The organism is Pelagimonas sp. (genome assembly GCF_050633425.1).
Taxonomy (GTDB): domain Bacteria; phylum Pseudomonadota; class Alphaproteobacteria; order Rhodobacterales; family Rhodobacteraceae; genus Pelagimonas.
On the sequence record NZ_JBOEGM010000004.1, the window covers coordinates 88,094 to 112,545 of the forward strand.

Below are 24,452 nucleotides of genomic sequence, written 5' to 3' on the forward strand. Positions count from 1 at the left end.
CAGGACCAAAGACCATGACAAAAGACAGAGTCGTCATTTTTGACACCACCTTGCGCGACGGCGAACAGAGCCCCGGCGCAACCATGACCCATGACGAAAAGCTCGAAATTGCTGAGCTGTTGGATGATATGGGCGTCGATATTATCGAAGCGGGTTTTCCGATCGCCTCCGAAGGCGATTTCCGCGCAGTGTCCGAGATCGCCCAGCGCTCCAAAAACTCGGTGATCTGTGGCTTGGCGCGCGCGCAACTGCCTGACATTGATCGCTGTTTTGAGGCGGTGAAACTGGCTGCTAAGCCGCGCATTCATACCTTTATCGGCACCTCGCCCTTGCACCGGGCCATTCCGAACCTGACCATGGATGAGATGGCGGATCGTATTCACGAAACCGTCACCCATGCCCGCAACCTGACCGACAATGTGCAATGGTCGCCAATGGATGCGACACGCACCGAATGGGATTACCTGTGTCGTGTTGTTGAAATCGCCATCAAGGCCGGGGCCAGCACGATCAATATCCCTGACACGGTAGGCTATACGGCCCCACGCGAAAGCGCCGATCTGATCAAGCGTTTGATCGAAACGGTTCCGGGTGCCGATGAGGTTGTCTTTGCCACCCATTGTCACAACGATCTTGGAATGGCGACGGCAAATGCGCTGGCCGCGGTCGAAGGCGGTGCCCGTCAGATTGAATGCACCATCAACGGCCTTGGAGAACGCGCCGGTAACACCGCGCTCGAAGAGGTGGTTATGGCGCTCAAGATCCGCGGTGACATCATGCCGTTTGAGACCAATATCGACACCAAGAAAATCATGCATATCTCGCGCCGTGTTGCGACTGTCGCGGGCTTTCCGGTTCAGTTCAACAAGGCGATTGTTGGCAAAAATGCCTTTGCCCACGAGAGTGGCATCCATCAGGATGGCATGCTGAAAAACGCCGAAACCTTTGAAATCATGCGCCCCGAAGATGTGGGCCTGGCGGGGACGTCCTTGCCATTGGGCAAACACTCGGGCCGCGCTGCTTTGCGCGCCAAGCTCAAAGAGCTCGGAATTGAGGTCGGTGACAACCAGCTCAAGGATATCTTTGTGCGCTTCAAAGATCTCGCGGATCGTAAGAAAGAGGTGTTTGACGATGACATCCTCGCGCTTGTGTCCACAGCCGAAGACGATGAGACACAGCTCAAGCTGGTCAATATGCGGGTGGTTTGCGGCACCGGTGGCAAGGCCGAGGCCGAGCTTGAGATGGAGATCGACGGCCAAGATGTGACCGCGACCTGCAAAGGGGACGGCCCGGTTGATGCCACCTTCCGCGCGGTGCGCGAATTGCACCCCAACACCGCACGCCTGCAGCTGTATCAGGTTCATGCCGTCACCGAGGGCACCGACGCGCAGGCGACGGTTTCCGTTCGTCTCGAAGAAGATGGTAACATCGCCACCGGCCAATCCGCCGATACCGATACGGTTGTCGCATCGGCCAAGGCCTATATCCAAGCGTTGAACCGCCTTTTGGTACGCCGCTCCAAGGTTGGCCCCGGCGCTGATACCAAGGAAATCAGCTACAAGGACGTCTAAATCCACTGAACAACCGGAGACCGTTTGATGCGGTCTCCGGATTTCCAAATGCCGTTACGAACAGTATTTGACCGAAGCTTTTTGCATTCTTTTCAACTGCTTTTTCACGCGGGCGCGACCGGGCAGTTTCTCTAAAGCGGCCATATTGTTCGTTCCATTGTACCAAGCGTCAAACAGGAGCGCCTTGATGTCTTCATCCAAGGTTTGATCAGCGACTTGGTACATACAATGGCATTGTTGCTGGGTTTTTCCGCCTGCACGTCCCTCTGAGACCATCTTTTTACATGTTTGTTGTGCGCTGGGCGCGGCCTGCACAAACGTGGCTGTAACACAGGCAATCAGGCCAATACTTATCAATAATTTCAAAATCCTACCCTTAAATCAGACTACCCGTATGATCTATAGTTGTAACATGTCCAAAGTCAAAACCCGTTTGATCTTGGCTTTCCCCCTTGCCGCTTGGGCCTCAATCATGATGATCAAACTCAAACGCATCGTACAGGCCGGACCATGACCCAATTCACCATTGCCTCTTTCAACGTCAAAAACCTGATTGGTGCAGACAAAGAATACTACAAATTCCAAACCTACACGCCCGAGGAATACGCGTGGAAACAGGATTGGTTGGCCGATCAATTGCTCACAATGAATGCCGACATTGTTGGGTTTCAAGAGATTTTCGAAGAGGAAGCGCTGCAATCCGTGATCGACGAAGCCTCGGTTCGGGCTGACGACTTAAACGCCGCCTCTGTGCCCGATCGCTCCAAACGCTATCACCGCAAGGCGATTTTCAGGAAGTTGGAGGTTGCCCCCTATCGCGATGCGCAACTGGCCTTTGCCCCCAATTCCGCAGATACGGGCGAACCGGGCCAGCGTCGTCCCGGCCTCGCGATCTTGTCACGGTTTGGGTTTTCGGAACCGCCGGAGGTGATCCAAGACTTGCCCGAACCGCTCGACATCCCGTTTTCGGCCTTGCGCGGTGTCGAAGACGACGCGGGTCATTTCCGGTTGCGCCGCGTGTCGCGCCCGATCCTCAAGGCCCGCATTCCGGTCGGAGACCAGATCATCACTGTCTTTAACTGTCATCTGAAATCGAAACTTGGCGAATTTGATGGCCCAGGCCCGGCGGACCTGACCCAATACGACCCGATGGGCCGCGCGCTTGGCGCATTGCGAGCTGGGTTGCGCCGTATGGCCGAAGCATGGGTGCTGCGTCGCGAAATCCTCAAAGAAATAGACCAAGGCCGGCCGGTGATGGTTTTGGGGGATTTTAACGATGGAGAACATGCTGTTAGCTCGGAAATTATTTCAGGCGAAACCCCATTCAAAAACTATGCATGGATGCTCCGCCACGACGCCAAAAATTCCGCGGATCGTTATAGTGACGCTGAAAACACCCAGATCACCGAAGACATCACCGCCCGGCATTTGCATTCCGCCGAGCGCTTATTTGTCCGCAAATCGGCCCGCGATATGGTGTATACCACCGCTTTTGGGGGCGTTTTTGAAAGCATCGACCAGATTTATATGTCCCGGCACTTTCATCCCGAATTTGCCGACCGGATCGGCGAAATGAGCTATTTCAGCGCCTTTAACGATCACCTAACTGACGGGAGCCATCCAGAGGCACCCTATAACAAACTTGCCTCAGATCATGGACAGATTATGGCCCATATGACACTCATGGGGGGCGCTGATTAGGGTCACGCAGCGTCGTATATCCACCGCCCGTTCTTCAGGCGCTAGCCTAGTCGGGCGGCGAAAGCGGAGGACAAGTAAAGTGCCAATCCAAATTCAGATATATCCCGAGCAACGATTGCTTCGGACTGTTTACACCGGAGTCGTGACCGTGCCTCAGGTCTCAAAGGCTTATCAGACGTTTTTGGCGACCCCGGGCGCGGAGAAGGTCAAATATGCGCTCAATGATCTACGTCCGTTAGATCAGCTTAATGCTTTTTATGACGCCGCTGCCGTCATGGCCGATCTTGTTGCTGCAGACGGTGATGACATGGCCGATCCATGGGATATCGCGATTGTGACCAACAACTTAGGCCATTATCCACTGTTGCTTGAATATGCAGCACGCATTCGCGAAACCAGCACTGTTCGCTGCCAAGTCTTACAGGACATTCCAGCCGCAATTGAATGGTTTGGGTTGGAGCAGGATGCATTTGGCCCCCTGCTGTCAGATTTCATTTTAGCGCCGCAAGACCGCTAACAGCTCAGGACTTTTTGACGAACTTGGTCAAAATGACAATCCGCTGTCCTTCGACACGGCCTGCAATGTGTTCCGCATTATCCATCTCAAGCGAGATTTTCCGCACAGCAGTGCCTTGTTTGGCGGTGAACCCGGCCCCTTTGACCGGTAGCGCCTTGATCAGCGTGACCGTGTCACCATTTTGCAAAACGGTGCCGTTGACGTCGCGATGCACAACGGCGTTTTCATCTGGCAAACCGGCCTTAGCGATCTCAAGCAGGTCAGGCTCGAGATAGGCAATGTCCAACACATCACGCGCCCATGCGGCATCAAGCTGTGACAAAAGCCGATAGGCAAGCACCTGCTCTGCGGGGTCTGTGCTCCAAATCGCTTCATTCAGACATTGCCAATGCGGCACATCTTGGGGGCCATCGCTCGCACCCTTTGTGCATGTCGTGCACAAATCAACGTCGGCGTCACATCCGGCAACCTTAAACGGCGTCGTTTCCGCCGTTTTACAAAGCGCGCAATCACCCATGGTCTTTTCCTTAAACTGCTATCAAAGCATGGATGGCAGTACTTGATCAGGCGGGCGATGACCATCGGCAAAGGTCTTAATGTTGATGATGACCTTTTCCCCCATATCAACACGCCCCTCTTGGGTGGCTGATCCCATATGCGGCAGCATCACGACATTGGGCATATTGCGCAGCTCAGGGTTTCCTTTGATGCCATGCTCATACACATCCAAGCCTGCCCCGGCGATTTCCCCAGCTTTGAGCATCCGTGTCAGGGCATTTTCGTCGATAACCTCACCGCGCGACGTGTTCACAATCACAGCGCTGGGTTTCAGCAGTTTCAAACGGCGGGCATTCAGCAAATGGTAGGTGCTGGGGGTCGAAGGGCAATTGACGCTGATGACATCCATACGCGCCGCCATCTGATCAAGACTATCCCAATAGGTCGCCTGCAAACTGTCTTCGACTTCGGGGCGCAGCCGATGACGATTGTGGTAATGGATTTGCATGCCAAACGCGGCGGCACGGCGGGCAACGGCCTGACCAATTCGGCCCATACCCAAAATTCCCAACCGGCGGCCGCCCAGGCGTCCACCAAGAAACGCCGTTGGAGCCCAACCTTGCCAGTCACCGGCTTGCATCACTGCAAGACCCTCCTGGATTCGACGGGTGACGCCCAACATCAAAGCCAGAACCATATCCGCAGTATCTTCGGTCACAACACCGGGCGTGTTGGATACCAAAATGCCACGCTGCCGGGCTGTTGCCACATCAATGCGGTCAAACCCGGCACCGAAGTTGGCAATCAACTTCAGCTGATCACCGGCCTGACCGATCAGTCCGGCATCAATGTCGTCGGTCACAGTCGGGACGAGAACATCAGCTTGTTGAACTGCTTGGACAAGCTCCTCGCGCGTCATTGGCGTATCACTGTCCCGAAGCGTTACGTCGAAAAGCTCTTTCAAACGTGTTTCCACGACCTCTGGCAAGCGTCGCGTCACGACAACACTCAAACGTTTTGATGGCATGCAGGCTCTCCCCCAACTTCCATGATTGCCCCTTGTTCCGCTAAACTGCACTCGGATCGGACGAGGCACAAGAACCTCGCCGAAATAAACCGAGCAGGAATCGAATATGTTTTGGAAGACCATGGCCATTGGCCTTGTTTTCATGCTGTTTGGCAACCTTGTCACAGCCGGGCAAGACAAAGGCCCAGTGACCAATCTCCCCTTGCCAAGATTCGTGTCGATGAAAGCGAGCGAAGGCAATGTACGGCGCGGACCGTCGCTTACCCATCGGATAGATTGGGTTTACAAGCGCCGCGATATGCCGCTCGAGATCACGGCCGAGCATGGGCACTGGCGCCGTGTTCGAGACCGGGACGGCGCGGGCGGTTGGGTGCATTATTCGCTCTTGTCGGGGGTGCGCACAGTGATTGTCGAAAAAGATTTTCTGCAATTACATCAGCGGGCTGATTCCGCCAGCCCAGTGAACGCACAGCTTGAACTCGGCGTGATAGCTCGCTTGGGTGAATGCGGGGCAACATGGTGCCGACTGACAACGGGCGGTTACAAAGGATGGGCCCCTAAATCCGCGCTTTGGGGCGTTGCCCCAGATGAGATCCGGGAATAAGGCCCTTGGCCTCACATTATGTCAGGCGCTCCGAGTGGCCCCCCATCGCGGGCCACTCGACAAGAGATCAGGCCACTTCGTGCAACAATATCGCCGCTTCAGAACTTGAGAGATTGCGACGGGCATAGGATCCGTAGACATGCGGGTTTTTAACGGCTTGTGGCACACGCTCCAGCAATCGAAACCGATCACTTTCGTGAATTGTCGACAAGGCCGTGTTCGCAGGGTGGAAGCTTTCGGTTTCAATACCGTTGGCAAAGAGCACTTCGTGGCGCGGCAACAGCATGTGGATATAGGTCACTTCGCGCAAAACTGTGTCGCGCATCACGCTTTTGCCATTGACCAGATCTCTGGCCGCGACGAGCACTTCGGGCGTGTTGAACAATGCCCGCGCGACAACACCTTTGACCAACATCCGATGTTCGGGTGACACGATGATCTCTTCGTCTGGTTCACCAATGCCAAAAGCGCCGGGAAGAATGCGGATCGGTCGCAATTTCGGCATCGCAAAGAGCCGCGCTCCGGTCATTCGGCGGCTGCCTATCCATTGAATTTGCTGCGCGCCATTGTCCTTGGTGGACACCATATCGCCTTCTTGCAACTGCTCAATCGGAACAGGCCCGTTTGGGGTCGAAATACGGGTGCCAGGGGTGAAACAAATCACACCACTTGCTTGCTCGCCCGGCATCTGGTTGCGCGTTGCTTCGAGATTATGATGCACAACCCAAAGTTCGCGGCCCTTGGGCGGCAGTTCATCCAAGAACATCAAGAGCGGACGGGCACCATCACCCACTTCAATCAGCGTCACCATGTAACTTTGACTGCCGTCGGTAACAACAAAACTGCTGTCCCTAAGAGGATGTTCGACGTCAACGTCGTCAAGCCGAGGCTGATGAGTCACAGCCGCGCCGACAAGACGTCTGACCATGCGTGCTGCACGTTTGCGAATGTCGGCTTCGCCGTCTGCCTGATCTAGCCGCAAGATTGATGTAGGACCATCAACCCGAACAGCTTCACCTTGCCAAGACCAAGTGGCCCCGACGGTTAGTGATGACGGTGGTGCGGCCTGAAGACCGTCTATTTCCGTCTGCGACCAAGAGATGACGAACGTGCCGCGAAAGCCCGTTCCCATACTTGTCTGCCTGCCTCATATTTTCTTTTACCGACAGGTTAACGAATGGTCGCAAGGCTGGGAAGCCATTGATTGCCCGCAAGAATGCTCAAACAATCGCAACTCTTGTATATGTGTTTCCCCGGCAACACCCAGTGATTCAACTTGGCGTCAAAACTTCAGTTTCAGTCGCACAGACCCAACCAACTGCCCCTCATCTTGATCGTCAAATTCTTCCGAAAGGTAAGTCACGCCGAAAAACGTCGCATTGCGTTCCCCCTGCCAATGCATTCCCGCCCGCAGGCGCGTGCGGGTTTTTTCAACCTCATAGCCACGATCTTCGGGCAGAAAGACACTATTCTCCACCCAAGCAAAATCGCCTCCGACAACGTAGGACAGACCCGACTGAAACTCGTAAATGGTGCGATATCTCTGCCCGGTTACAGGGTCACGGATGAGCAATTCTCCTTGACCAACCTGCCCAATCGTAAAGTCAGCACCGACACGCCCAAGCGTTTCTGCCCCCCAGCGCAGCTCCGAAAAAGGGCGAAGGACTCCGCGGCCCAGCGTAAATTGGCGCCCGGCTTCACCGACAAATGTGGGATGAAACCCATCTTCAATTTGGTCATCCAAGACCGAAGGCCTGGCAGGCTTTTGTCGCAAGACATCATGGATGGCGGTGTGTAAATCGCCCAACCCGGTTTGAGGACCGGTGACGACCAAATCACCGCCCATGGAAATTTCTGTTCCCCCGCGCTCAAAGTGCGTGTGCAAACCAAGCGACAATGCCCCTACAAAAGGCCGGTCACCATCACTGGGGTTTCGAAAGTCTTCGGGGGTGACGACCTGACCGCCGAGACGGAATTCCAAGAGGTCAAATGGGCGGCTGGGCAAGTTGCCGTTCCAACCAAAACCAATCACACGGCTTGATGCAACCGAGCCAGACTGCCAGCGATCCTTAAAATCGCCCAAAAGGTCATTGTTGACCAGTCGTCCATGCCCCAGCATTTCCCGGTTTTGAGCCGAAACAGGAAGGACAAAAACCAATAAAGCGGCCAGCGCCACGATCATAAAGCGGATCATAAAACCCTCAGAGTACATGCCCCCCCGAGCATCTCACGCGTAGCATGGCCTCTGATTTGGTCACAGTGGGGACAGAGACTTTGCCCCCAGCTGTTGCGTCATCCCCTCAGTCTTGGGCATAGCCTTCGCGGCCAATGCTTTCATAGCCGGTGAAACCGGCGCGCTTGGCGTCTTTGACGTTATAGACATTTCGCAAATCGGCCATTTTGGGGTCGGTCATTTTGTTTGCGATTTTCTTGAGATCCAAAGCCCGGAACTCATTCCACTCTGTCAAAATGACCAGCAAATCAGCATTTTGCGCCGCTTTGTACGGGTCTTCAATCCAATTCACGCCCGGCAACAGCGCCTCGCCTTCATGTTGGCCTTGCGGATCACAGGCCCGGACCTTGGCCCCGCCCCCCACCAAAGCCGGAACGATGGTCAAAGCAGGCGCGTCGCGCATATCATCGGTGTTGGGTTTGAAAGTCACCCCCAAGACCGCAACGGTTTTGCCATTGAACGATCCTCCGCACAGATCGAGCAGCTTGTCGATCATCCGGCGCTTGACCTCTTCATTGACCTTGATCACAGCTTCGGTGATCTGCATCGGTGACGCATGTTCCTGACCAATACGGGCCAAAGCTTTGGTATCTTTCGGGAAACAGGAGCCACCATAGCCAGGCCCCGCATGCAAGAACTTGTTACCGATGCGGCCATCCATGCCCATGCCCTTGGACACCTGCTTTACGTCTGCACCAACTTTTTCGCACAAGGCTGCGATTTCGTTGATGAAGGTGATCTTGGTCGCCAAAAAGGCATTCGCCGCATATTTTATCATTTCGGCGCTTTCGAGGTCGGTCGTCACGATCGGGAACTCACGTAAATAAAGCGGGCGATAAATCCCCGCCATCACCTCAGCAGCGCGGTCATTCTGAACACCGACCACAACACGGTCAGGTTTCATGAAGTCGTCAATTGCCGCCCCTTCCCGTAAAAATTCCGGGTTAGAGGCCACATCAAAATCCAACTCTGGGTTGGCTTTGGCGATTGTTTGCTTGACCTGACGATTGGTGCCGACCGGCACGGTGGACTTGGTCACAACCACGACGTAATCGCTTGCGGCACGTGCAATTTCTTCTGCCGCGGCCATCACATAGGTCAAGTCCGCATGCCCATCGCCGCGACGCGTTGGCGTCCCCACGGCGATAAAAACCGCTTCAGCACCGTCAATTGCTTCCTTCAGATCAAGTGTAAAACTCAGGCGGCCCGCCTCAACATTTTTCGCCAAGAGAGAGTCGAGGCCTGGCTCGTAAATCGGGACTTCTCCGCGCTCAAGCATCTCAATTTTCTTAGGATCTTTATCAACGCAAACAACTTCATGTCCAAAATCCGAAAAACAGACACCTGAAACGAGGCCAACATAGCCAGTACCGATCATTGCAATTTTCATGAGAGCTGTCCTTTGCCCTAAAAACTTTTGGGCCACATGGCGCGCAAAGACACATTTTGTCAACGCAACAGCGACAACGCCCAAGCGGCCCTTTGACCACGTATTTGGGGTCTTTCATCTGTCTGACGCCCCTAAAATGCGGGGCAAGATGCGGCGTTGTCGTTTGATTGCTGTGATGGCGGATGACTAAAACCTTCGGTCGCCTTTTCCAATCGACCTAAAAGGCGACTCTTTTGTCCTTTAACAATTTGTCCGCAGTGATCCCAGCTAAGTTCGATGCTGAGAGACGCGCAGTCTTAGCCAGTTGGGGAGGCAAAAACTGGCCTTCCCACATTGCCATCTTTAGGTATCTGATTTGATCCGCACATATGCCTCGAAACTCGGTAACACGGTGAACATGGCATTTTTCGAAAACAACACTTTTTGCCTTGTAATCTCCGTGTTTGCTTCGCTATACGCGTCGGTGGAGACGTGGCCGAGTGGTCGAAGGCGCTCCCCTGCTAAGGGAGTAGGCGGGAAACCGTCTCGAGGGTTCGAATCCCTTCGTCTCCGCCAGAGACACCCTCAAGTCGTTGTTATTAGTTCGAATTTCACGACTTGAGCGTATTTCTTCATGATCTATCAGCCGCTCAGGAGCTGATTAGACCCTGTTTTTCCTTACGAACCGTCTAAGCTTCGTTAAAGAATCCTTGTTCTAAGTACGACGCCATAGCCGGGCTGCGCAGCGGGCGGCCTCCTTTGATTGGAAGCCGCCCTTCGACCGCTGGGTCAGGCGGTCTTGGACATCCGACACGATAAACCTCGGCCGCGTTGGTGTGCCCTCACGGATCGCTGGTGCCGGCTCATCAGATAGCTCTGCAAGACAAACGCCGTCGCGTTTTAGCTGCTAGGCGATGTCCAAAAATTCCGAAAAAACGGTCAAGTCATCAGTCCCGGAGACAAAGTCAAATACATCCGACTTGTCCGCCTCAGGCCCGGTATCTTGGGCGTGATAGCTCTCTTTCGACTGATCTGATTTGATCCAAAACGCGCTACTCTCGGCCATGTCAGTTTCGGGAATTTCGTTGAAAATGAAACTGTCTTCGTTTTCAGCAAAAAATGCGCCCTCTGCCTTGTCGTTACTCAGAAGAATTTCTTCTCCATCGCCCAGCTCAATTGGGTCATCATAAACCGTGATTGTTGTCGAACCGTCCTTCTTGTTGCTTGAAACGCTGACATCGGCGCGGGTGATGTTTTCAAGGACAAGATCAACGTCTGCCTTGCCATCACCGTCTGTGTCGATCTGCAGAGTGAGCTCTTTCTTTTTCACGTCAATCGACGCATCGACGCTGCTGGAATCGAGCAAGATACCGTCAATTTTAATGTCTTCGCCGTATTCGTAACTGCTGATGATATCACCGGTATTGAGCGTATCATCCTTGGGGTTATTGTTGTTCGTATAATTATAGTAAAAGGTGTCCACGAACTTCGTTCCGTTCAAAATGTCGAAACCTGTTTGGGCAACGATTGGAACTGTAAGGGGCGGGATGTACTTGTCTGGCATCTTTGATCTCCGTTGTGTCGATGTTGATGCTGGAAGTCACGATCACAGCCGCCCGAAAGTTTCACCGGTTACGCAAAAAATCCAAAAAAATTACATCCAACGCATTTATCGCGGCGTGCTGGCGATCTCTGTGTGACGAAAAGTTTTGAAATTCAGAGATCTAAAGGCGGATGACAGGGGCAGTTGCATGCACTTGCCCCGTCGGGGCCCCCGTCGGAGAACCTCCGGGAGGTTCGTCTGAAATTGCCAATGTACCGTTCGGTAGGGCCGCAACCAATTCTGGCGACACTTGGATACGTGTTGCGCCATCCGGCCTCAAAACGCCAAGCGACCGTGGGGCAGACGCATCCGCTGCGATCACCCACAACTCAAAGACACGTTCGGCAGGTGGCCCACCAAGCGTTTGCTCAACGAGCATTTCTGTTGCGTCGGCATTAAACGTCGCCGTCAAGACAACCGTGCCATCGTCGCCGGCAAGAGTGGCTTGGTACACAGGAACAAACGGGGTGTCGCCTATGAAGCCCCCGTTGAAGAATGCGATCACAAAGACAGCGCTTGCCGCAAAAAGCGCTCCGAACAGACCGTTCCAAAGTCGCGCTTTTGTCTTTGGTACGGGGTCAACCGCGCGCATTACGGCAACTTTTGCTGACTTGGGCGGTGTGATCTCCTCCACATCCAGCAAGAGGGTGGCAAAATCTGCTTCCCAAGAATGAACCAATTGCCGCAACTTTGGGTCGCTTTGCAAGCGCGCATCAAAGACCTTCCTGTCCGCCGCATCCATAAGATTGAGTGCGTACTCAGCTGCCAAAGCCGCGTCGTCTGATATGTCGTCTCGTTCGGTCATTGGCTTAGACAGGCTTTCAGGTCCAACAAGCTGCGGCGCAGCCAGGTTCGCATCGTGTTCAGCGGCACATCAAATCGCGCGGCAAGGTCTTTGTACGTCTCCCCATCAAGATACGCCCGTCTTACGGCTTCGGCGCGATTGGGCTTCAACTCGTCCAGACAGGCATGAATCGCCCTGCTTTCCGACCGCGCGATCGCTGCGGTTTCTGGGCCCGGACGCGTATCAGCAATTTGACTGGCCTCTTCCACGCCAACAGAGGTTGTCTTTCTGGTTCTGAGCCGATCAATCGAAAGGTTCCGCGCAATCGTGATAAGCCACGTCATAGGGCTATGCCCCGTCACGGCGTAACGATCAGATTTTTGCCAGATACGTGAATAGGCCTCTTGTAGGACGTCTTCCGCTTCGGAGCGATTGTTCAAGACACGCAGGCAAACCCCGAAAAGTTTCGCGCTGGTCGCATCGTACAGTTTCGAAAACGCGACCCGGTCACGCAAGGCAATGCGCGCGATGTAATCCTCAAGATCGGCCTTGCTGGTCATGTCTATATTTGAAACACGGCACCGAATATGAGTCAATTTCGCTGCACAAAGGGGGGCGTTCACGCCTATTTGGCTCAAAACACGCCAAAATCCCCGGATTTTCTGCCCCGGCGGTCGACTTGAAGGCCATTGGCTGCTCTCAGGTTTGGATTACGCCCCGTTTATTTCCCCCTGACTGCGTGTTTCACAGGTTGAAAACCGGGCGATGAATTTGTCTGATCTGTGCGACCATGGTCTATCCAGAAACGCGCAAATCGGTGCGGTTTTGCCGCGTGACAAGGCCCACGCGCAAACGGCGGATCAGGGCATTGCCAAAGGCCACGCTTGATTACTCCCTCAGTTGCGGCAACACTCAGGCCTGAGCCTTACTCACAGGGAGACACCCATGACGCATTTTCGCAAAGCGCTTTTGGCTGCTACGTTTTTGGCCGGAGCCGCCCAAGCGCAGCAAACCGATCTGACGATTGCCATTCAGCTCGAACCACCTCATCTGGACCCAACGTCGGCTGCGGCAGGGGCAATCGACAGTGTGCTGTACTCCAACGTTTTCGAAGGGCTCACCCGCTTTACTGAAACCGGCGCAGTCATCCCTGGCCTCGCCGAAAGTTGGACCATTAGCGACGACGGTTTGAGCTACACTTTCACTTTGCGTGGCGGGGTGACCTTCCATGACGGCACCGACATGAACGCCGAAGACGTGAAATTCAGCCTGGATCGCGCCCGCGCCGAGGATAGCGCCAACGCGCAAAAGGCCCTTTTTGCCGGAATTTCCGAAGTGAACGTGGTCGATCCTCTGACAGTCGAAGTGATCTTGTCAAAACCTGACGGGAATTTCCTCTTCAACATGGCTTGGGGTGATGCCGTTATTGTGGCTGAGGAATCCATTGACGGCGTTAAACAAACTCCGATCGGGACCGGCCCATTCAAATTCGTCGATTGGAAACAGGGCGACAGCATTATGCTGGCGCAGAACGCGGCGTATTGGGGTGAAAAACCCGCCCTTACAGAGGCGACCTTTAAGTTCATCTCAGACCCGACGGCGGCCTTTGCGGCAATGATGGCTCAGGATATCGACGCTTTTGCAGGCTACCCTGCCCCGGAAAACCTTCCACAGTTCGAGGCAGATCCTCGTTTTCAGGTTCTCGTTGGATCGACCGAAGGCGAAACGATTTTGTCGACCAACAATTTGATGCCACCGTTGGACAATGTCCTAGTTCGGCAAGCTATTGCCCATGCGATCAATCGCCAAGATATCATTGATGGGGCGATGTTTGGGCTTGGCACTCCAATCGGAACCCACTTTGCCCCGCATAACCCGGCCTATGTCGATCTGACCGGAAATTCGTCGTTCGATCCTGAAAAAGCCAAGTCGCTGCTCGCTGAGGCGGGTTTCCCAGATGGGTTCACGACAACGCTCAAATTGCCGCCACCATCCTATGCGCGCCGAGGCGGAGAGATCATCGCGGCGCAATTGCGTGAGGTCGGAATTCAGACTGAAATCAGCAACCTGGAATGGGCCCAATGGCTCGAAGAAGTGTTTCGTGGCAAGGACTTTGGGCTAACTATCGTTAGTCACACCGAACCTTTTGACATCGGTATTTACGCACGTCCGGAATACTATTTCCAATATGACAATGCCGATTTTCAGGGTCTGATGTCAGAACTGACCAGCACAACGGATGAAGCGGCGCGCATGGAATTGATGGCCAAAGCACAAACCATCATTTCTGAAGATTACGTCAACGGATACCTGTTCCAGCTGGCTTACCCAACGGTGGCTGACGCCCGACTGAATGGACTCTGGCTCAATCAGCCAACCCAGGCCACTGACCTGACCGGAGTGAGCTGGTCGAACTAACCTATGAATTTGGCGGCGGAACCTGTGTTGTCCGCCGCCTTTTTTGTATTCACGGCAATCGCAAGCGAAGCCATTTCCCGCATGAAGATACACCGCCCAAGCCACGCATTGGTGACCCGAAAAGCGATGGCAAAGCATGCGGTGATCTCACGTCCGACAGAGATGATGAGCCTGCCGCTGCACGCGCAAAAGGTGCGTGTGGTGCCCCGGCTTTCAATGAAGCCGTTTCTGATCGCCGCTAGAAACAGCACCCACGATGGTTCAAAGTCGCCTTAGCAAAGGCGCTACCCTCATGTACTTCAAGAAAAAACCCCGGTGAGCACCGGGGTTTCACCAAGGCTCGTTAGCATACAAAGAACTTTGGCCGCTGGCGGGTGATCATCCCTTCTTCAAACAAAACCCCAGCCAAGCGATTGGCCGCCTGCAGTTCATCGCGTGATTTGGCCGCTGACGCTTGATCATCACAATATTGCTCTAACATCCCTTGCGTATCCAAGGTAGCGATAGGCCGTGCAGATCGGATTGCGTCCATCAAACTCGGATCAAACTCGGGGGCAACCGGATCGGCCAACGCTTCGGCCTGCTCGGCATCAATAAAAACGTCACCACTGATTCCGGCAAAACCACGAATTTTTGAAATGCGCTCATCGCTACAGTCAAGCAAGGCCGCCATTGCCGGCACTTTACCCATCGGTGTCGTTTTGCCGACGTAGCCGTAGGGCGCACAATCTGACCGCTTCAAAACCCGATCCATAATCGGATCAATCACAGTCACAATATCCGAAATCCCAGACTCTTGCGCATACTCAAGCGACGCCGCCATCAATTCACATGTGGCATAGGCCACCGAGTTACGCGACTTGCCGCGATCCAAACGTTCCGTATCAACGCAAAACCGAGTGGATTCCCAAAGCGTTGGGCTTCGGAGCGGCTGTTCTCCGTCAAGAATAGCCGAAAACACATCGGACAACATGTGCGGCCCGGTGGTCTGCAATGCCCGCACACAAGAAACCACGCGCCCATCGTCGTTCAATCCAATGACATACGCCGGATCCAAGGCATCGAACTGATCGATCTCCTTGCCGTCCTTGATATCCACTTCCCACCCCAGGCGTTTACCAAACACCCGCGCTCTGAGCTCAAACATCTCATCTAGCAGCCGCGTATAGCGATCTCTATTCAGGCCATCTACTACAATGATCATGGTTCTTCTCCGCTACCCTATCGAGAGAAGATGACCATGGTTTACGATTCGTCCGCTATTGGGGAAATCCCGTAGTATGGTTAATTTGGGTGAATTATCCCCATTCCGATAGCGCGGCCAACGGCCTGCGACGTCGTCAAAGCGCCAAGCTTTGCTCGACCGGAACGTAAATGCACTTCTACAGTGCGATTTGAAATACTCAAGATATCAGCAATGTCTTGCTGTGTTTTGCCCGCGGCAGTCCATTGAAGGATTTCCGTTTCGCGCGAAGAGAGTGATGGATGGGTCAATGTCCGGGTCAAAGCGTGAGAGTGAACAACATTATCGTGCAAATGCACCGCTGCGTGTTGAAGATCGCCGAGGATCTTTTTCTTGAGAAGTTTCCATTCAGCGTCAGGGCAATCTCTTGTCACACTAAAGAGCCCAACATCGCCAAACGGGCCACGCACGGGGATGGTAAGACCTTGCTCTGAAATGCCAAAATCATGTGCCGCCCGAAATACAGATCGGAAACTTTCCTCTTGCCGCAACCTGTTCCAGTCCACCGGAGCGATGCTCCGCGTCGCCATCATCAGGGTCGGATCTTTGTATTGAAAGCCCTTGTCGACATACAGTCTTTGCCATTCATCGGGGTAATTCACAAACCCATGCACGGATTGCGCAATCGGATTGATCCCGGCGTAAGCGGCAAAATCGAGTTCATGGGTTTCGCACACAGAATCCAGATAGTCCCGAAGGTTATCTTCAGGCTGCGCCAGTTTGCTGAGGTCGATTATGGACAAGGATTTCCTCTTTGCAGAGTGCTGCGGCCGATATTCCAATTCCGATTAACCGGAATAATTCACTCATACACCTTTTGAGGCAACAAAAAACGCATACATTGCTGACCTATGACTGGACGACAAAGAGTTGTAATGCGCCTGTAAGGCCTGAAGTTCTTCGCTCAGCGGGAGGTTTATGTTGCCTCCCGAAAACGCTTCATCTTGGTAACCGTCAAAGAACCCCGAAATTCTGACGTCTAAAATCTCAGCGATTTCAAAAAGTTGCTTCGAATTTGCCCGCCTTAACCCATCTTCATACGCCGCAATGGTCGCGACCGAGAGCCCCAGTTTTTGTGCAAGCTCTTCGCGCGTTATGCCGGAACGTATGCGCTGGCTCGCGATGCTTTTGCCTAAAAGAGAATCTATTTCGTTCATGTTCATCGCGTTCTTTTTGGGCGCCTGACAACGTTAACGCGAACGTTAACCTCAAACATCGCGCAAACCAAGAACGTTTTTAACAACTCAATGGGCCTTGCTATCCCTTTGCTGCGTTTACGCGCACCGACAAAGCCGCCCGGCTTTCGACCCGCTCTGAATACCGATCAACCAGATGCTCCCGAATATCGCGTGTCAGAATGGTAAATTTCACCAGCTCCTGCATGACGTCGACGATGCGATTGTAATAGGGCGAGGCTTTCATCCGACCCTGGCTGTCAAACTCATCCCACGCTTTGGCAACCGAAGATTGGTTCGGGATGGTCAAAAGACGCATCCACCGACCAAGAATGCGCAGCTGATTGACCGTATTGAAGCTCTGGCTCCCCCCGCAGACCTGCATAACAGCCAAGGTTTTACCTTGTGTCGGGCGCACTCCGCCTAGCGACAAAGGGATCCAATCAATCTGGGTTTTCATCAGGCCAGTCATGGCACCGTGCCGTTCGGGAGATGACCAAACCATACCCTCGCACCAAGTGACCAAATCGCGCAATTGGGCCACTTTGGGATGGTCTGGCTCACAGCTATCAACCTGCGGTAGGCCCTCAGGGTTAAACATGCGGACTTCGGCTCCGAATTTGGTCAATATCCGCCCCGCCTCCTCGGCACAGAACCGGGAAAAACTGCGATCTCGCAAAGACCCATATAAGATCAAAATGCGCACCGGGTGGGTGCTTGGAGTCTGCGGGAAAAGCTGATCACCCGAAATTGCCTCAAAGCTCTCGTCTTGAATATGTGGAGTATCTGACACGCGTGTCTCCCATAGTTACGTGCGCCAACAGATTGGGTTTTTACTTGGCTGCCGGGGTGGAATTTGTCGAAATTTAGCTCTGGTTACATCACGAATGCTGTGCCGAAAAACGGGTGCGGGTTTTGTTGGCAAAGGCAACCAGCGAAAGCATCACTGGGACTTCGACCAAAACACCAACAACAGTCGCCAGCGCCGCACCAGAATGCAGGCCAAACAGGCTGATTGCGACCGCAACAGCCAGCTCAAAGAAGTTAGACGTGCCTATCATCGCGCAAGGAGCCGCGATTTTGTGAGGGACTTTCAAGGCATAGGCCGCCCCGTATGCAATCGCGAAAATTCCATAGCTTTGAATGATGATTGGGATGGCGATCAGGGCAATCACAAAGGGATTGGCCAAAATGGCCTGTCCCTGAAGCCCAAAAAGAATGGCAACTGTCGCAATGAGTCCGATGACAGACCACGGTTTTACCCGCGCGGTAAAGGCGTCGATCGCCTGTTGTGAACCTAGCATCCAACGCGTGATCAGACCGGCGATTAAAGGGAGCACAACATACAAGACAGTTGCGATAACCAACGTATCCCAAGGCACTGAAATTTCAGTCACGCCCAACAGAAAAGCCACGATTGGGGCAAAGGCAACAACCATTATCAGGTCGTTCACCGAGACTTGCACCAAGGTGTATGTGGCGTCGCCGCGCGTCAGCTGCGACCAAACGAACACCATTGCCGTGCAGGGCGCAGCACCCAGCAAAATAAGCCCCGCAACGTATTGTGCGGCATCTTCTGGCGCGATCCAGGGGGCAAATACAAAGTCAAAGAACAGGACCGCCAACAACGCCATGCTAAACGGTTTCACCAACCAATTTACCACCAGTGTGATCAAGAGCCCCCTGGGTTGGCGGGCGACTCCTGCGACCGCACCGAGGTCGACACCAACCATCATCGGGTAAACCATGGCCCAAATGAGCACGGCCACAACAAGATTGATGGAGGCCACTTGCGCCCCTGCGATAGACGATACCAACCCAGGAGCGAAGAACCCAATTGCAATGCCACCGATGGCCGCCAGTGCGACCCAAACCGTCAAATACCGTTCAAAAGCGCCAAGCCCACCGACGTCGCTTTTATCTGTGGTGTTTTGGGGTCTGTCAGTCATCGTTTTGACGTCCTGTAATTCGGGCCGAAGCCGCTTGAAGATATTGTGAAAAACTCGGCCTTTGGGGCCTCACCTGCATCCTATTTTGTCGAGCATTGGCTGGCATAAGTCCGGTTGCCCGCCGCAACAATCTTCGAGCAAGAAGGTCAGCAGATCTTTCATTGCCTCCATTTGCGCAAAGTAACGAATTGATCGGCCTTCTCTTTGTGATCTCACGAGGCCTGCAGATGTTAACGTGTTCAAATTATTGGACAGCGTGTTCGGCCTGACATCTAACTTTGTGGCGATTTCACCTGCCGTGACCCCTTGTGACCCTGCCTTGATCAGCAGACGAAAAATCTCAATGCGCGTTTCGTGCGCAAGCGACGCGAGGCTGGCTATGGCGCGATTCTTTTCCATATTTCATGAATAATGGAAATAAAAAGGGGGATCAATCCTTCAAACGCCCCCTAAGACCCAGTCCGCCAATCTTCAATGCCCTCCATTGCTGCGATTAAGCAATCCGCCATGGCACGAACGCGTTTGGGCTGGGCGCGACCGGGTGGGAACATCATGTGTAGTGGGTTGGGCGGAGCGGCGTGATCCTCAAGCAAAGCAACCAATTCCCCTGATCGCAAGTCGCTTGCCACATCAAGTTCCGACTTCAGGATAATGCCATGCCCCGCCATCGCCCAAGCCCGGACGAGCGACCCATCATTCACGACCTTGTTTCCACGCACCGGAACGAGCCGTTGATTTGCCCCAACGCCGAACCGCCACATATTATCCAACGTGTTTCCAAATCGCATTACGAGACAATTATGAGCCGACAGATCTTCGGGCACTTGCGGCACCGGCCGGGTGGTTAGATATGACGGGGAGGCGCAGACAATGCGTCGAAACTCTCCCAGCTTTTTGGCGCGCAATGTGCTGTCAGATACGGCGCCAAACCGCAGAGCAAGGTCAAACCCGGCCCCAACAATATCAACATATCCATCAGATAGCGAAAGTTCGACTGAAATGGCGGGGTGTTGCTGGGTGAAATCGGCAATCGCCTTGGACACTACACTCCGCCCGAGATCGACAGGGGCGCTGATCCGAATAAGCCCTGAAAGGGTTTGAGCCCCATGCCGGATGCGCGTGTCCAGGTTTTCGACCTCGGCCAAAACCAGCTTGGCCCCATCTAAAAGCGTGCGACCTTCGTCTGTTAGGCTGATTGAGCGCGTAGTGCGATTGAGCAAAACCACGCCGTAATGCGCTTCCAACGCGGCAAGGCGTTCTGACACTGTCGTTGCGGACAGCCCAAGTTCTCGGCCAGCCGCCACAAGGCTACCCTTCTCAGAAATCTTTAGAAACACACGGATGTTGTCGATCAACATTGATTGGATTTTCCGGATTACCAATTCGAATGAAGCCCGTTTATCCGGAAATAACAAGCCTATAATTTGGCCTCGACACCGCACTCGATCAAAGGTTCAAGACCATGTCGCAACTGACCATTGTCGCAAATATCACAGCCAAGCCAGAGCAGATTGATCTGGTCAAAACCGAATTGCTAAAGCTGATTGACATCACCCGTTTGGAACAAGGTTGTGTTACCTACGACCTTCACCAAGACAACCAAGACCCGGCCCATTTCATGTTTTACGAAAACTGGGAAAGCCGGGAGCTCTGGCAGACCCACATGAATGCCCTGCATCTGGCTGTATACATGAAGGCCACCGACGGTGCCGTCGCCGAGTTCACACTCCATGAAATGACGAAAGTCGCGTGAAACTGCGGGGTCTGTCCGCCGGCCTCCGGGCGGGTGGCACTTTGCAAATCGCCAGGCTTCACAGGCACTTCCTGAGTATCGAGGCATGGCTAAAGACTTGAGCTTCGCCGGTTTGCGACGCCGATCCAACCAACACACAAGACCTGACACCGTTGAACAAGGATATGATGATGAAAGCAGTTGGCTATACGAGTATTGGCCCGATTGACCGGCCAGAGTCACTTATTGATTTTGAGGCAGACACCCCCACTGCAACCGGGCATGATTTGCTGGTGCGCGTGCAGGCCATTTCGGTAAATCCGGTGGATACCAAAATTCGCCGACGCCGCGCCCCTGAGACGGACAAACCGGCGGTTTTGGGGTGGGATGCGGTTGGCGAGGTCGTCGCAACCGGCGGCCAAGCCACTGCGTTCAAACCCGGAGATATCGTTTGGTACGCTGGGGCAATCAATCGCGCCGGCACGAACTCCGAATTCCATTTGGTTGATGAGCGTATCGTTGGCCATGCGCCAAAATCCGTTGATATCGCCGCCGCGGCGGCTTTGCCCCTGACGACGTTGACGGCTTACGAAATGCTCTTTGATCGGATCGACGTGACGCGCCCGGTGCCCGGTGCCGCCAACGCCATCGTAATCATTGGCGGGGCCGGAGGGGTCGGCTCTATCACCATCCAATTGCTGCGCGCGCTCACCGATCTTACGGTCATTGCCACTGCATCGCGGCCTGAAACACGCGATTGGGTGACCGAATTGGGGGCGCATCACGTCGTTGACCATTCCCAACCACTTGCCGAGCAAATCGAAGCACTTGGAATTGGGGCCCCGGCATTTGTGTTTTCGACCAATTTCTCCGACACCTACGTGCCTCAAATCGCAGAGTTTATCGCGCCCCAAGGTCGCTTCGGCCTTATTGATGATCCCAAAAATATCGACATCATGCCGTTCAAAAGCAAATCCGTGTCGATCCATTGGGAAATGATGTACACCCGTTCGACCTACACCACGCCGGACATGGCCCGACAGCGTGACATCTTGAATGAAACCGCTCAGTTGATTGACGCCGGAAAAATCCGCTCCACGGCCACCCAAACCTCTGGCAAAATCAACGCACAGAACCTGATACATGCGCATGCCTTGCTGGAAAGCGGCAAGGCCAAGGGTAAAATTGTTCTCGAAGGTTTTTAACCTGAGACCTGCAGGCAGACGGCCCCAACACCAAAGCCTGCAGGTGTCGCAATGGGCCGATTATTCTTTTTCTTCCAGAACCTTGCGAGCCACGCGAAAGCATTCAAGCGCCTGCGGAACACCGCAATAAATCCCGACAACATGGATGATTGCCCGAATTTCATCCTGACTTACACCATTGGAGATTGCCCCACGGCAATGGATTTCCCATTCCGTCATTTTCCCCAACGCGCCAATCATGGCAAGGTTCATCATCGACCGTGTTTTGGCGTCAATTACGTCATCGCCCCAGCCAAACCCCCAACACCACGCAGTCATTGCTTCTTGGAAAGGGCGGGTGAAATCATCGGCAGCGGCTAGATTTTTTTCAACATATTCAGCGCCCAACGTGGCTTTGCGTTGCTCTAAACCTTTTAAGAATAAGTCCTCATCAAAGCTCATCTATGGCCCCTTTCTTGAGAGTGATATGCGTCACTACACCTAATATCACCCTGCCTCACAGCCCATTTTACGGCCATGCCTAAATATGTAACAGGCTCATGACCGGGATAGGCACTCATCGGGTTGCCCCAGCGGCGAGGCCATTAATCTTGCCGATTTTCACCGCTTTTGAGGAGGCTACCAACGCGCGGACCCACAGGCAGGCCGACGCGTGTGCGGGTGCGCAACACAGGCCGATTGCTCGAAACATCTTCACCCGCTTCTCGCCTCAGAATATAGAGTCCGCTCAGAATAATGATCCCGGCACCAAGATACGTGCCGCCGTCCGGGTATTCATCAAACAACAAAACGCCAAAGAAAACCGCCCACAAGATTTGTGAATATTGCATCGGGGCGACGATCACGGCCGGGCCGCTTTGATAGGCTCTGATCAACAACGCCATAGCGACCAAAACCATCGCCGCGACAATGGCCATCAATCCCAGCTCAGGCAGCGGCACGGGCTTGTAAACAAACGGCAACGCCAACCCCATCAGCACGAAATTAGTCATCATTGGATATAAGATCATGACAACCGTGCGTTCGTTTGCGCCGATTTTGCGCACAACAATAGAGTTCAACGCGCCGGTGATCGCAGACAACAGAGCCGCAGCATGGCCCAAGCCAAATTCGGCCCCTCCGGGCCTGAGCACGACCATGACGCCGCAAAGACCAGCCAAGACCGCCAATCCCCGCCGCATGCCCACGCGTTCGCCCAAAATCGGAATGGCGAGCAAAGTAATGAGCAACGGAGCGGCGAACAAAATCGCATAGACTTGCGCAAGTGGCAGTACCGAAAACGCGTAAAACGCACCAAGTGCCGCAATTGATCCTGAAAGGCTTCTCAGGGCAATCCAACCCGGATGATTGGGCCGAAGCGTGCCCGGTTCGGCATCTCGCATCAAGATGACCGAGATGATCGGAAAGCTAAACAAAGCCCCGAAAAACAGAATTTGGATTGCTGAAAATGTACCGCCCAGCATTTTGATAAACACATCATGCGACGCAAACACCGCAAAGGCACCTAAGCCAAATAACGATGCCTTTAAATGCGACTGCGGAACCGAAGTAGCGTCGGACATGGGAAAACCTGCGGTGTTGGTGTTAACGCTACCGCGATACAGCCACTTGGGGTGCCCACGCAAGGGGGTAGGTCGCCGCGGATCACCGCCGCGACCTTCGTTTCTTAGAGGGATGCATCCAATGCAGCCACGATGATGTCACCCATTTCGGTGGTTGAAACCGGGGTAACACCTTCTTCGCCAAGAAGATCAGCAGTGCGAACACCGTCGCCAAGAACCTTTTCAATCGCGGCTTCAAGACGGTCCGCCTCAGCACCTTGGTCAAAGCTATAGCGCAACGCCATAGCAAAGCTGAGGATACAAGCAATCGGGTTGGCTTTACCCTGACCTGCAATATCTGGAGCCGAGCCATGAACCGGTTCGTACATCGCTTTGGGGCGGCCATTGGCCATCGGAGCGCCCAAGCTGGCAGACGGCAACATGCCAAGCGACCCCGTCAACATCGCCGCACAATCCGACAAGATATCGCCAAATAGGTTGTCGGTCACAATCACGTCGAACTGCTTTGGCGCACGCACCAACTGCATTGCGCCGTTATCGGCATACATATGGCTGAGCTCAACTTCTGGATAGTCGGCACCGACACGGGTCACAACATCGCGCCACAAAATGCCCGATTCCATGACGTTGGCTTTCTCCATTGAGCAAAGCTTTTTGTTCCGGCGCATCGCCAGTTCAAACGCGCTCCGTGCGGCACGTTCAATTTCGCTTTCTGTGTAACGCTGTGTGTTGATGCCGACGCGTTCATTGCCTTCTTCGAAAATGCCGCGTGGCTCCCCGAAATAGACACCCGACGTCAGCTCGCGCACGATCATGATATCCAGACCGGCCACAATATCCTTTTTCAGCGAAGAGAAATCCGCAAGCGCGTCGAAACACTGGGCCGGGCGCAGGTTGGAGTACAGATCCATTTCCTTGCGCAGCCGCAGCAGACCGCGCTCTGGCTTCACGCTGAAATCCAAATCGTCGTATTTCGGACCACCAACAGCGCCAAGCAAAACCGCGTCCGCTTCTAAGGCTTTGGCCATTGTGTCATCATGCAGCGGCACGCCATGCGCGTCATATGCGGCACCACCAACCAGGTCTTCGCTGACATCAAATGCGAGATCACGCTTGGCACCGAACCAATCGATGATTTTGCGCACTTCGGCCATAACTTCGGGGCCAATCCCGTCACCGGGAAGAATAAGAAGCGAAGGGTTGGTCATGAGAGCTGTCCTTTGTCCTTTGAGTTGCCAAGGGCCTAGCCCGCAGCGCTTCC

At 53.9% G+C, this 24,452-nt stretch carries 26 protein-coding genes and 1 tRNA gene; 8 read left to right on the forward strand and 19 right to left on the reverse strand.

From position 1 onward, the window contains the following. Positions 1–14: 14 nt before the first annotated feature. Positions 15–1,571 carry a 2-isopropylmalate synthase gene (locus tag ACRBB0_RS02355; RefSeq protein WP_431372790.1) on the forward strand — a complete coding sequence of 519 codons (1,557 nt, stop codon included), beginning with the start codon at positions 15–17 and terminating at the stop codon, positions 1,569–1,571. Positions 1,572–1,625: 54 nt separating this feature from the next. On the opposite strand, the gene ACRBB0_RS02360 is transcribed toward ACRBB0_RS02355, so the two are convergent. After that, complete coding sequence (locus tag ACRBB0_RS02360; protein ID WP_431372791.1) at positions 1,626–1,772, reverse strand: hypothetical protein; 147 nt, start codon at positions 1,770–1,772, stop codon at positions 1,626–1,628. Between the two features lie 309 nt (positions 1,773–2,081). Between ACRBB0_RS02360 and ACRBB0_RS02365 the strand changes: the two genes are divergently transcribed. Then, positions 2,082–3,272, forward strand: a complete 1,191-nt coding sequence (locus ACRBB0_RS02365) for an endonuclease/exonuclease/phosphatase family protein (RefSeq protein WP_431372792.1) — start codon at positions 2,082–2,084, stop codon at positions 3,270–3,272. A gap of 79 nt (positions 3,273–3,351) precedes the next feature. Next, positions 3,352–3,789 carry a hypothetical protein gene (locus ACRBB0_RS02370; RefSeq protein ID WP_431372793.1) on the forward strand — a complete coding sequence of 146 codons (438 nt, stop codon included), beginning with the start codon at positions 3,352–3,354 and terminating at the stop codon, positions 3,787–3,789. 4 nt (positions 3,790–3,793) lie between these two features. Here ACRBB0_RS02370 and ACRBB0_RS02375 read toward each other — a convergent pair whose 3' ends face one another. Both ACRBB0_RS02375 and ACRBB0_RS02380 read right to left on the reverse strand, forming a co-directional pair. Continuing rightward, positions 3,794–4,306 carry an alkylphosphonate utilization protein gene (locus tag ACRBB0_RS02375; protein ID WP_431372794.1) on the reverse strand — a complete coding sequence of 171 codons (513 nt, stop codon included), beginning with the start codon at positions 4,304–4,306 and terminating at the stop codon, positions 3,794–3,796. Positions 4,307–4,327: 21 nt separating this feature from the next. Beyond that, positions 4,328–5,314: a 2-hydroxyacid dehydrogenase gene (locus ACRBB0_RS02380; RefSeq protein ID WP_431372795.1), complete on the reverse strand. Its 987-nt coding sequence runs from the start codon at positions 5,312–5,314 to the stop codon at positions 4,328–4,330. 121 nt (positions 5,315–5,435) lie between these two features. Here ACRBB0_RS02380 and ACRBB0_RS02385 point away from each other — a divergent pair, with 121 nt between their 5' ends. After that, entirely contained in the window at positions 5,436–5,918 is a 483-nt protein-coding gene (locus ACRBB0_RS02385; protein WP_431373224.1) for an SH3 domain-containing protein, read from the forward strand. A gap of 67 nt (positions 5,919–5,985) precedes the next feature. Here ACRBB0_RS02385 and ACRBB0_RS02390 read toward each other — a convergent pair whose 3' ends face one another. From ACRBB0_RS02390 to ACRBB0_RS02400, 3 genes are all read right to left on the reverse strand, one after another. After that, on the reverse strand, positions 5,986–7,050 hold the full coding sequence (locus ACRBB0_RS02390) for a Hint domain-containing protein (RefSeq protein WP_431372796.1): 1,065 nt from the start codon (positions 7,048–7,050) through the stop codon (positions 5,986–5,988). 150 nt (positions 7,051–7,200) lie between these two features. Further along, entirely contained in the window at positions 7,201–8,112 is a 912-nt protein-coding gene (locus ACRBB0_RS02395; protein WP_431372797.1) for a lipid A-modifier LpxR family protein, read from the reverse strand. 106 nt (positions 8,113–8,218) lie between these two features. Next, the gene (locus ACRBB0_RS02400) at positions 8,219–9,541 is read right to left on the reverse strand and encodes a UDP-glucose dehydrogenase family protein (RefSeq protein ID WP_431372798.1); all 1,323 of its coding nucleotides are present in this window, start codon (positions 9,539–9,541) and stop codon (positions 8,219–8,221) included. Positions 9,542–10,006: 465 nt separating this feature from the next. Between ACRBB0_RS02400 and ACRBB0_RS02405 the strand changes: the two genes are divergently transcribed. Further along, a tRNA-Ser gene (locus ACRBB0_RS02405) sits at positions 10,007–10,096 on the forward strand. A gap of 331 nt (positions 10,097–10,427) precedes the next feature. Here ACRBB0_RS02405 and ACRBB0_RS02410 read toward each other — a convergent pair. The 3 genes from ACRBB0_RS02410 to ACRBB0_RS02420 form a co-directional block, all read right to left on the reverse strand. Next, entirely contained in the window at positions 10,428–11,084 is a 657-nt protein-coding gene (locus ACRBB0_RS02410) for a hypothetical protein (RefSeq protein ID WP_431372799.1), read from the reverse strand. Between the two features lie 160 nt (positions 11,085–11,244). Beyond that, positions 11,245–11,928, reverse strand: coding sequence for an anti-sigma factor (locus ACRBB0_RS02415; RefSeq protein ID WP_431372800.1), 684 nt, complete (start codon positions 11,926–11,928; stop codon positions 11,245–11,247). Next, positions 11,925–12,467: a sigma-70 family RNA polymerase sigma factor gene (locus ACRBB0_RS02420; RefSeq protein WP_431372801.1), complete on the reverse strand. Its 543-nt coding sequence runs from the start codon at positions 12,465–12,467 to the stop codon at positions 11,925–11,927. The genes ACRBB0_RS02415 and ACRBB0_RS02420 overlap by 4 nt, the downstream gene beginning before the upstream one ends. 385 nt (positions 12,468–12,852) lie before the next feature. On the opposite strand from ACRBB0_RS02420, the gene ACRBB0_RS02425 reads away from it, so the two are divergent. Continuing rightward, the gene (locus ACRBB0_RS02425; RefSeq protein WP_431372802.1) at positions 12,853–14,325 is read left to right on the forward strand and encodes an ABC transporter substrate-binding protein; all 1,473 of its coding nucleotides are present in this window, start codon (positions 12,853–12,855) and stop codon (positions 14,323–14,325) included. 343 nt (positions 14,326–14,668) lie between these two features. Here ACRBB0_RS02425 and ACRBB0_RS02430 read toward each other — a convergent pair whose 3' ends face one another. The 7 genes from ACRBB0_RS02430 to ACRBB0_RS02460 all read right to left on the reverse strand — a co-directional run bounded on the left by ACRBB0_RS02430 (position 14,669) and on the right by ACRBB0_RS02460 (position 20,050). Further along, complete coding sequence (locus ACRBB0_RS02430; RefSeq protein WP_431372803.1) at positions 14,669–15,529, reverse strand: acyl-homoserine-lactone synthase; 861 nt, start codon at positions 15,527–15,529, stop codon at positions 14,669–14,671. A gap of 80 nt (positions 15,530–15,609) precedes the next feature. Continuing rightward, positions 15,610–16,311, reverse strand: coding sequence for a LuxR family transcriptional regulator (locus tag ACRBB0_RS02435; RefSeq protein WP_431372804.1), 702 nt, complete (start codon positions 16,309–16,311; stop codon positions 15,610–15,612). A 63-nt stretch (positions 16,312–16,374) separates the two neighbouring features. Then, positions 16,375–16,731 (reverse strand): helix-turn-helix domain-containing protein, encoded by a 357-nt coding sequence (locus ACRBB0_RS02440; RefSeq protein WP_431372805.1) that lies wholly within the window; start codon positions 16,729–16,731, stop codon positions 16,375–16,377. Between the two features lie 94 nt (positions 16,732–16,825). Further along, the gene (gene arsH, locus ACRBB0_RS02445) at positions 16,826–17,536 is read right to left on the reverse strand and encodes an arsenical resistance protein ArsH (RefSeq protein WP_431372806.1); all 711 of its coding nucleotides are present in this window, start codon (positions 17,534–17,536) and stop codon (positions 16,826–16,828) included. Between the two features lie 88 nt (positions 17,537–17,624). Beyond that, the gene (gene arsB / locus ACRBB0_RS02450) at positions 17,625–18,692 is read right to left on the reverse strand and encodes an ACR3 family arsenite efflux transporter (protein ID WP_431372807.1); all 1,068 of its coding nucleotides are present in this window, start codon (positions 18,690–18,692) and stop codon (positions 17,625–17,627) included. A gap of 69 nt (positions 18,693–18,761) precedes the next feature. Continuing rightward, positions 18,762–19,091 (reverse strand): ArsR/SmtB family transcription factor, encoded by a 330-nt coding sequence (locus ACRBB0_RS02455; RefSeq protein WP_431372808.1) that lies wholly within the window; start codon positions 19,089–19,091, stop codon positions 18,762–18,764. Between the two features lie 50 nt (positions 19,092–19,141). Continuing rightward, complete coding sequence (locus ACRBB0_RS02460) at positions 19,142–20,050, reverse strand: LysR family transcriptional regulator (protein ID WP_431372809.1); 909 nt, start codon at positions 20,048–20,050, stop codon at positions 19,142–19,144. Between the two features lie 104 nt (positions 20,051–20,154). Between ACRBB0_RS02460 and ACRBB0_RS02465 the strand changes: the two genes are divergently transcribed. After that, positions 20,155–20,445 (forward strand): putative quinol monooxygenase, encoded by a 291-nt coding sequence (locus ACRBB0_RS02465; protein WP_431372810.1) that lies wholly within the window; start codon positions 20,155–20,157, stop codon positions 20,443–20,445. Positions 20,446–20,609: 164 nt separating this feature from the next. After that, complete coding sequence (locus tag ACRBB0_RS02470) at positions 20,610–21,629, forward strand: zinc-binding alcohol dehydrogenase family protein (RefSeq protein WP_431372811.1); 1,020 nt, start codon at positions 20,610–20,612, stop codon at positions 21,627–21,629. Between the two features lie 60 nt (positions 21,630–21,689). Here ACRBB0_RS02470 and ACRBB0_RS02475 read toward each other — a convergent pair whose 3' ends face one another. The 3 genes from ACRBB0_RS02475 to leuB all read right to left on the reverse strand — a co-directional run bounded on the left by ACRBB0_RS02475 (position 21,690) and on the right by leuB (position 24,399). Continuing rightward, the gene (locus ACRBB0_RS02475) at positions 21,690–22,070 is read right to left on the reverse strand and encodes a carboxymuconolactone decarboxylase family protein (protein ID WP_431372812.1); all 381 of its coding nucleotides are present in this window, start codon (positions 22,068–22,070) and stop codon (positions 21,690–21,692) included. Between the two features lie 143 nt (positions 22,071–22,213). Then, a complete protein-coding gene (locus ACRBB0_RS02480; protein ID WP_431372813.1) occupies positions 22,214–23,191 on the reverse strand; it encodes a DMT family transporter in 978 nt (325 codons plus the stop codon). Between the two features lie 104 nt (positions 23,192–23,295). Then, positions 23,296–24,399 carry a 3-isopropylmalate dehydrogenase gene (leuB, locus tag ACRBB0_RS02485; RefSeq protein WP_431372814.1) on the reverse strand — a complete coding sequence of 368 codons (1,104 nt, stop codon included), beginning with the start codon at positions 24,397–24,399 and terminating at the stop codon, positions 23,296–23,298. Positions 24,400–24,452: the final 53 nt, after the last annotated feature.

What these genes read in the sequence shown, in the direction of transcription:
- ACRBB0_RS02355 (WP_431372790.1), top strand. Translation starts at nt 15, where the DNA reads ATGACAAAAGACAGAGTCGTCATTTTTGACACCACCTTGCGCGACGGC.
- ACRBB0_RS02365 (WP_431372792.1), top strand. Translation starts at nt 2,082, where the DNA reads ATGACCCAATTCACCATTGCCTCTTTCAACGTCAAAAACCTGATTGGT.
- ACRBB0_RS02375 (WP_431372794.1), bottom strand. Translation starts at nt 4,306, where the DNA reads ATGGGTGATTGCGCGCTTTGTAAAACGGCGGAAACGACGCCGTTTAAG.
- ACRBB0_RS02380 (WP_431372795.1), bottom strand. Translation starts at nt 5,314, where the DNA reads ATGCCATCAAAACGTTTGAGTGTTGTCGTGACGCGACGCTTGCCAGAG.
- ACRBB0_RS02385 (WP_431373224.1), top strand. Translation starts at nt 5,436, where the DNA reads ATGGCCATTGGCCTTGTTTTCATGCTGTTTGGCAACCTTGTCACAGCC.
- ACRBB0_RS02390 (WP_431372796.1), bottom strand. Translation starts at nt 7,050, where the DNA reads ATGGGAACGGGCTTTCGCGGCACGTTCGTCATCTCTTGGTCGCAGACG.
- ACRBB0_RS02395 (WP_431372797.1), bottom strand. Translation starts at nt 8,112, where the DNA reads ATGATCCGCTTTATGATCGTGGCGCTGGCCGCTTTATTGGTTTTTGTC.
- ACRBB0_RS02400 (WP_431372798.1), bottom strand. Translation starts at nt 9,541, where the DNA reads ATGAAAATTGCAATGATCGGTACTGGCTATGTTGGCCTCGTTTCAGGT.
- ACRBB0_RS02410 (WP_431372799.1), bottom strand. Translation starts at nt 11,084, where the DNA reads ATGCCAGACAAGTACATCCCGCCCCTTACAGTTCCAATCGTTGCCCAA.
- ACRBB0_RS02415 (WP_431372800.1), bottom strand. Translation starts at nt 11,928, where the DNA reads ATGACCGAACGAGACGACATATCAGACGACGCGGCTTTGGCAGCTGAG.
- ACRBB0_RS02420 (WP_431372801.1), bottom strand. Translation starts at nt 12,467, where the DNA reads ATGACCAGCAAGGCCGATCTTGAGGATTACATCGCGCGCATTGCCTTG.
- ACRBB0_RS02425 (WP_431372802.1), top strand. Translation starts at nt 12,853, where the DNA reads ATGACGCATTTTCGCAAAGCGCTTTTGGCTGCTACGTTTTTGGCCGGA.
- ACRBB0_RS02430 (WP_431372803.1), bottom strand. Translation starts at nt 15,529, where the DNA reads ATGATCATTGTAGTAGATGGCCTGAATAGAGATCGCTATACGCGGCTG.
- ACRBB0_RS02440 (WP_431372805.1), bottom strand. Translation starts at nt 16,731, where the DNA reads ATGAACATGAACGAAATAGATTCTCTTTTAGGCAAAAGCATCGCGAGC.
- arsB (WP_431372807.1), bottom strand. Translation starts at nt 18,692, where the DNA reads ATGACTGACAGACCCCAAAACACCACAGATAAAAGCGACGTCGGTGGG.
- ACRBB0_RS02455 (WP_431372808.1), bottom strand. Translation starts at nt 19,091, where the DNA reads ATGGAAAAGAATCGCGCCATAGCCAGCCTCGCGTCGCTTGCGCACGAA.
- ACRBB0_RS02460 (WP_431372809.1), bottom strand. Translation starts at nt 20,050, where the DNA reads ATGTTGATCGACAACATCCGTGTGTTTCTAAAGATTTCTGAGAAGGGT.
- ACRBB0_RS02465 (WP_431372810.1), top strand. Translation starts at nt 20,155, where the DNA reads ATGTCGCAACTGACCATTGTCGCAAATATCACAGCCAAGCCAGAGCAG.
- ACRBB0_RS02470 (WP_431372811.1), top strand. Translation starts at nt 20,610, where the DNA reads ATGATGATGAAAGCAGTTGGCTATACGAGTATTGGCCCGATTGACCGG.
- ACRBB0_RS02475 (WP_431372812.1), bottom strand. Translation starts at nt 22,070, where the DNA reads ATGAGCTTTGATGAGGACTTATTCTTAAAAGGTTTAGAGCAACGCAAA.
- ACRBB0_RS02480 (WP_431372813.1), bottom strand. Translation starts at nt 23,191, where the DNA reads ATGTCCGACGCTACTTCGGTTCCGCAGTCGCATTTAAAGGCATCGTTA.
- leuB (WP_431372814.1), bottom strand. Translation starts at nt 24,399, where the DNA reads ATGACCAACCCTTCGCTTCTTATTCTTCCCGGTGACGGGATTGGCCCC.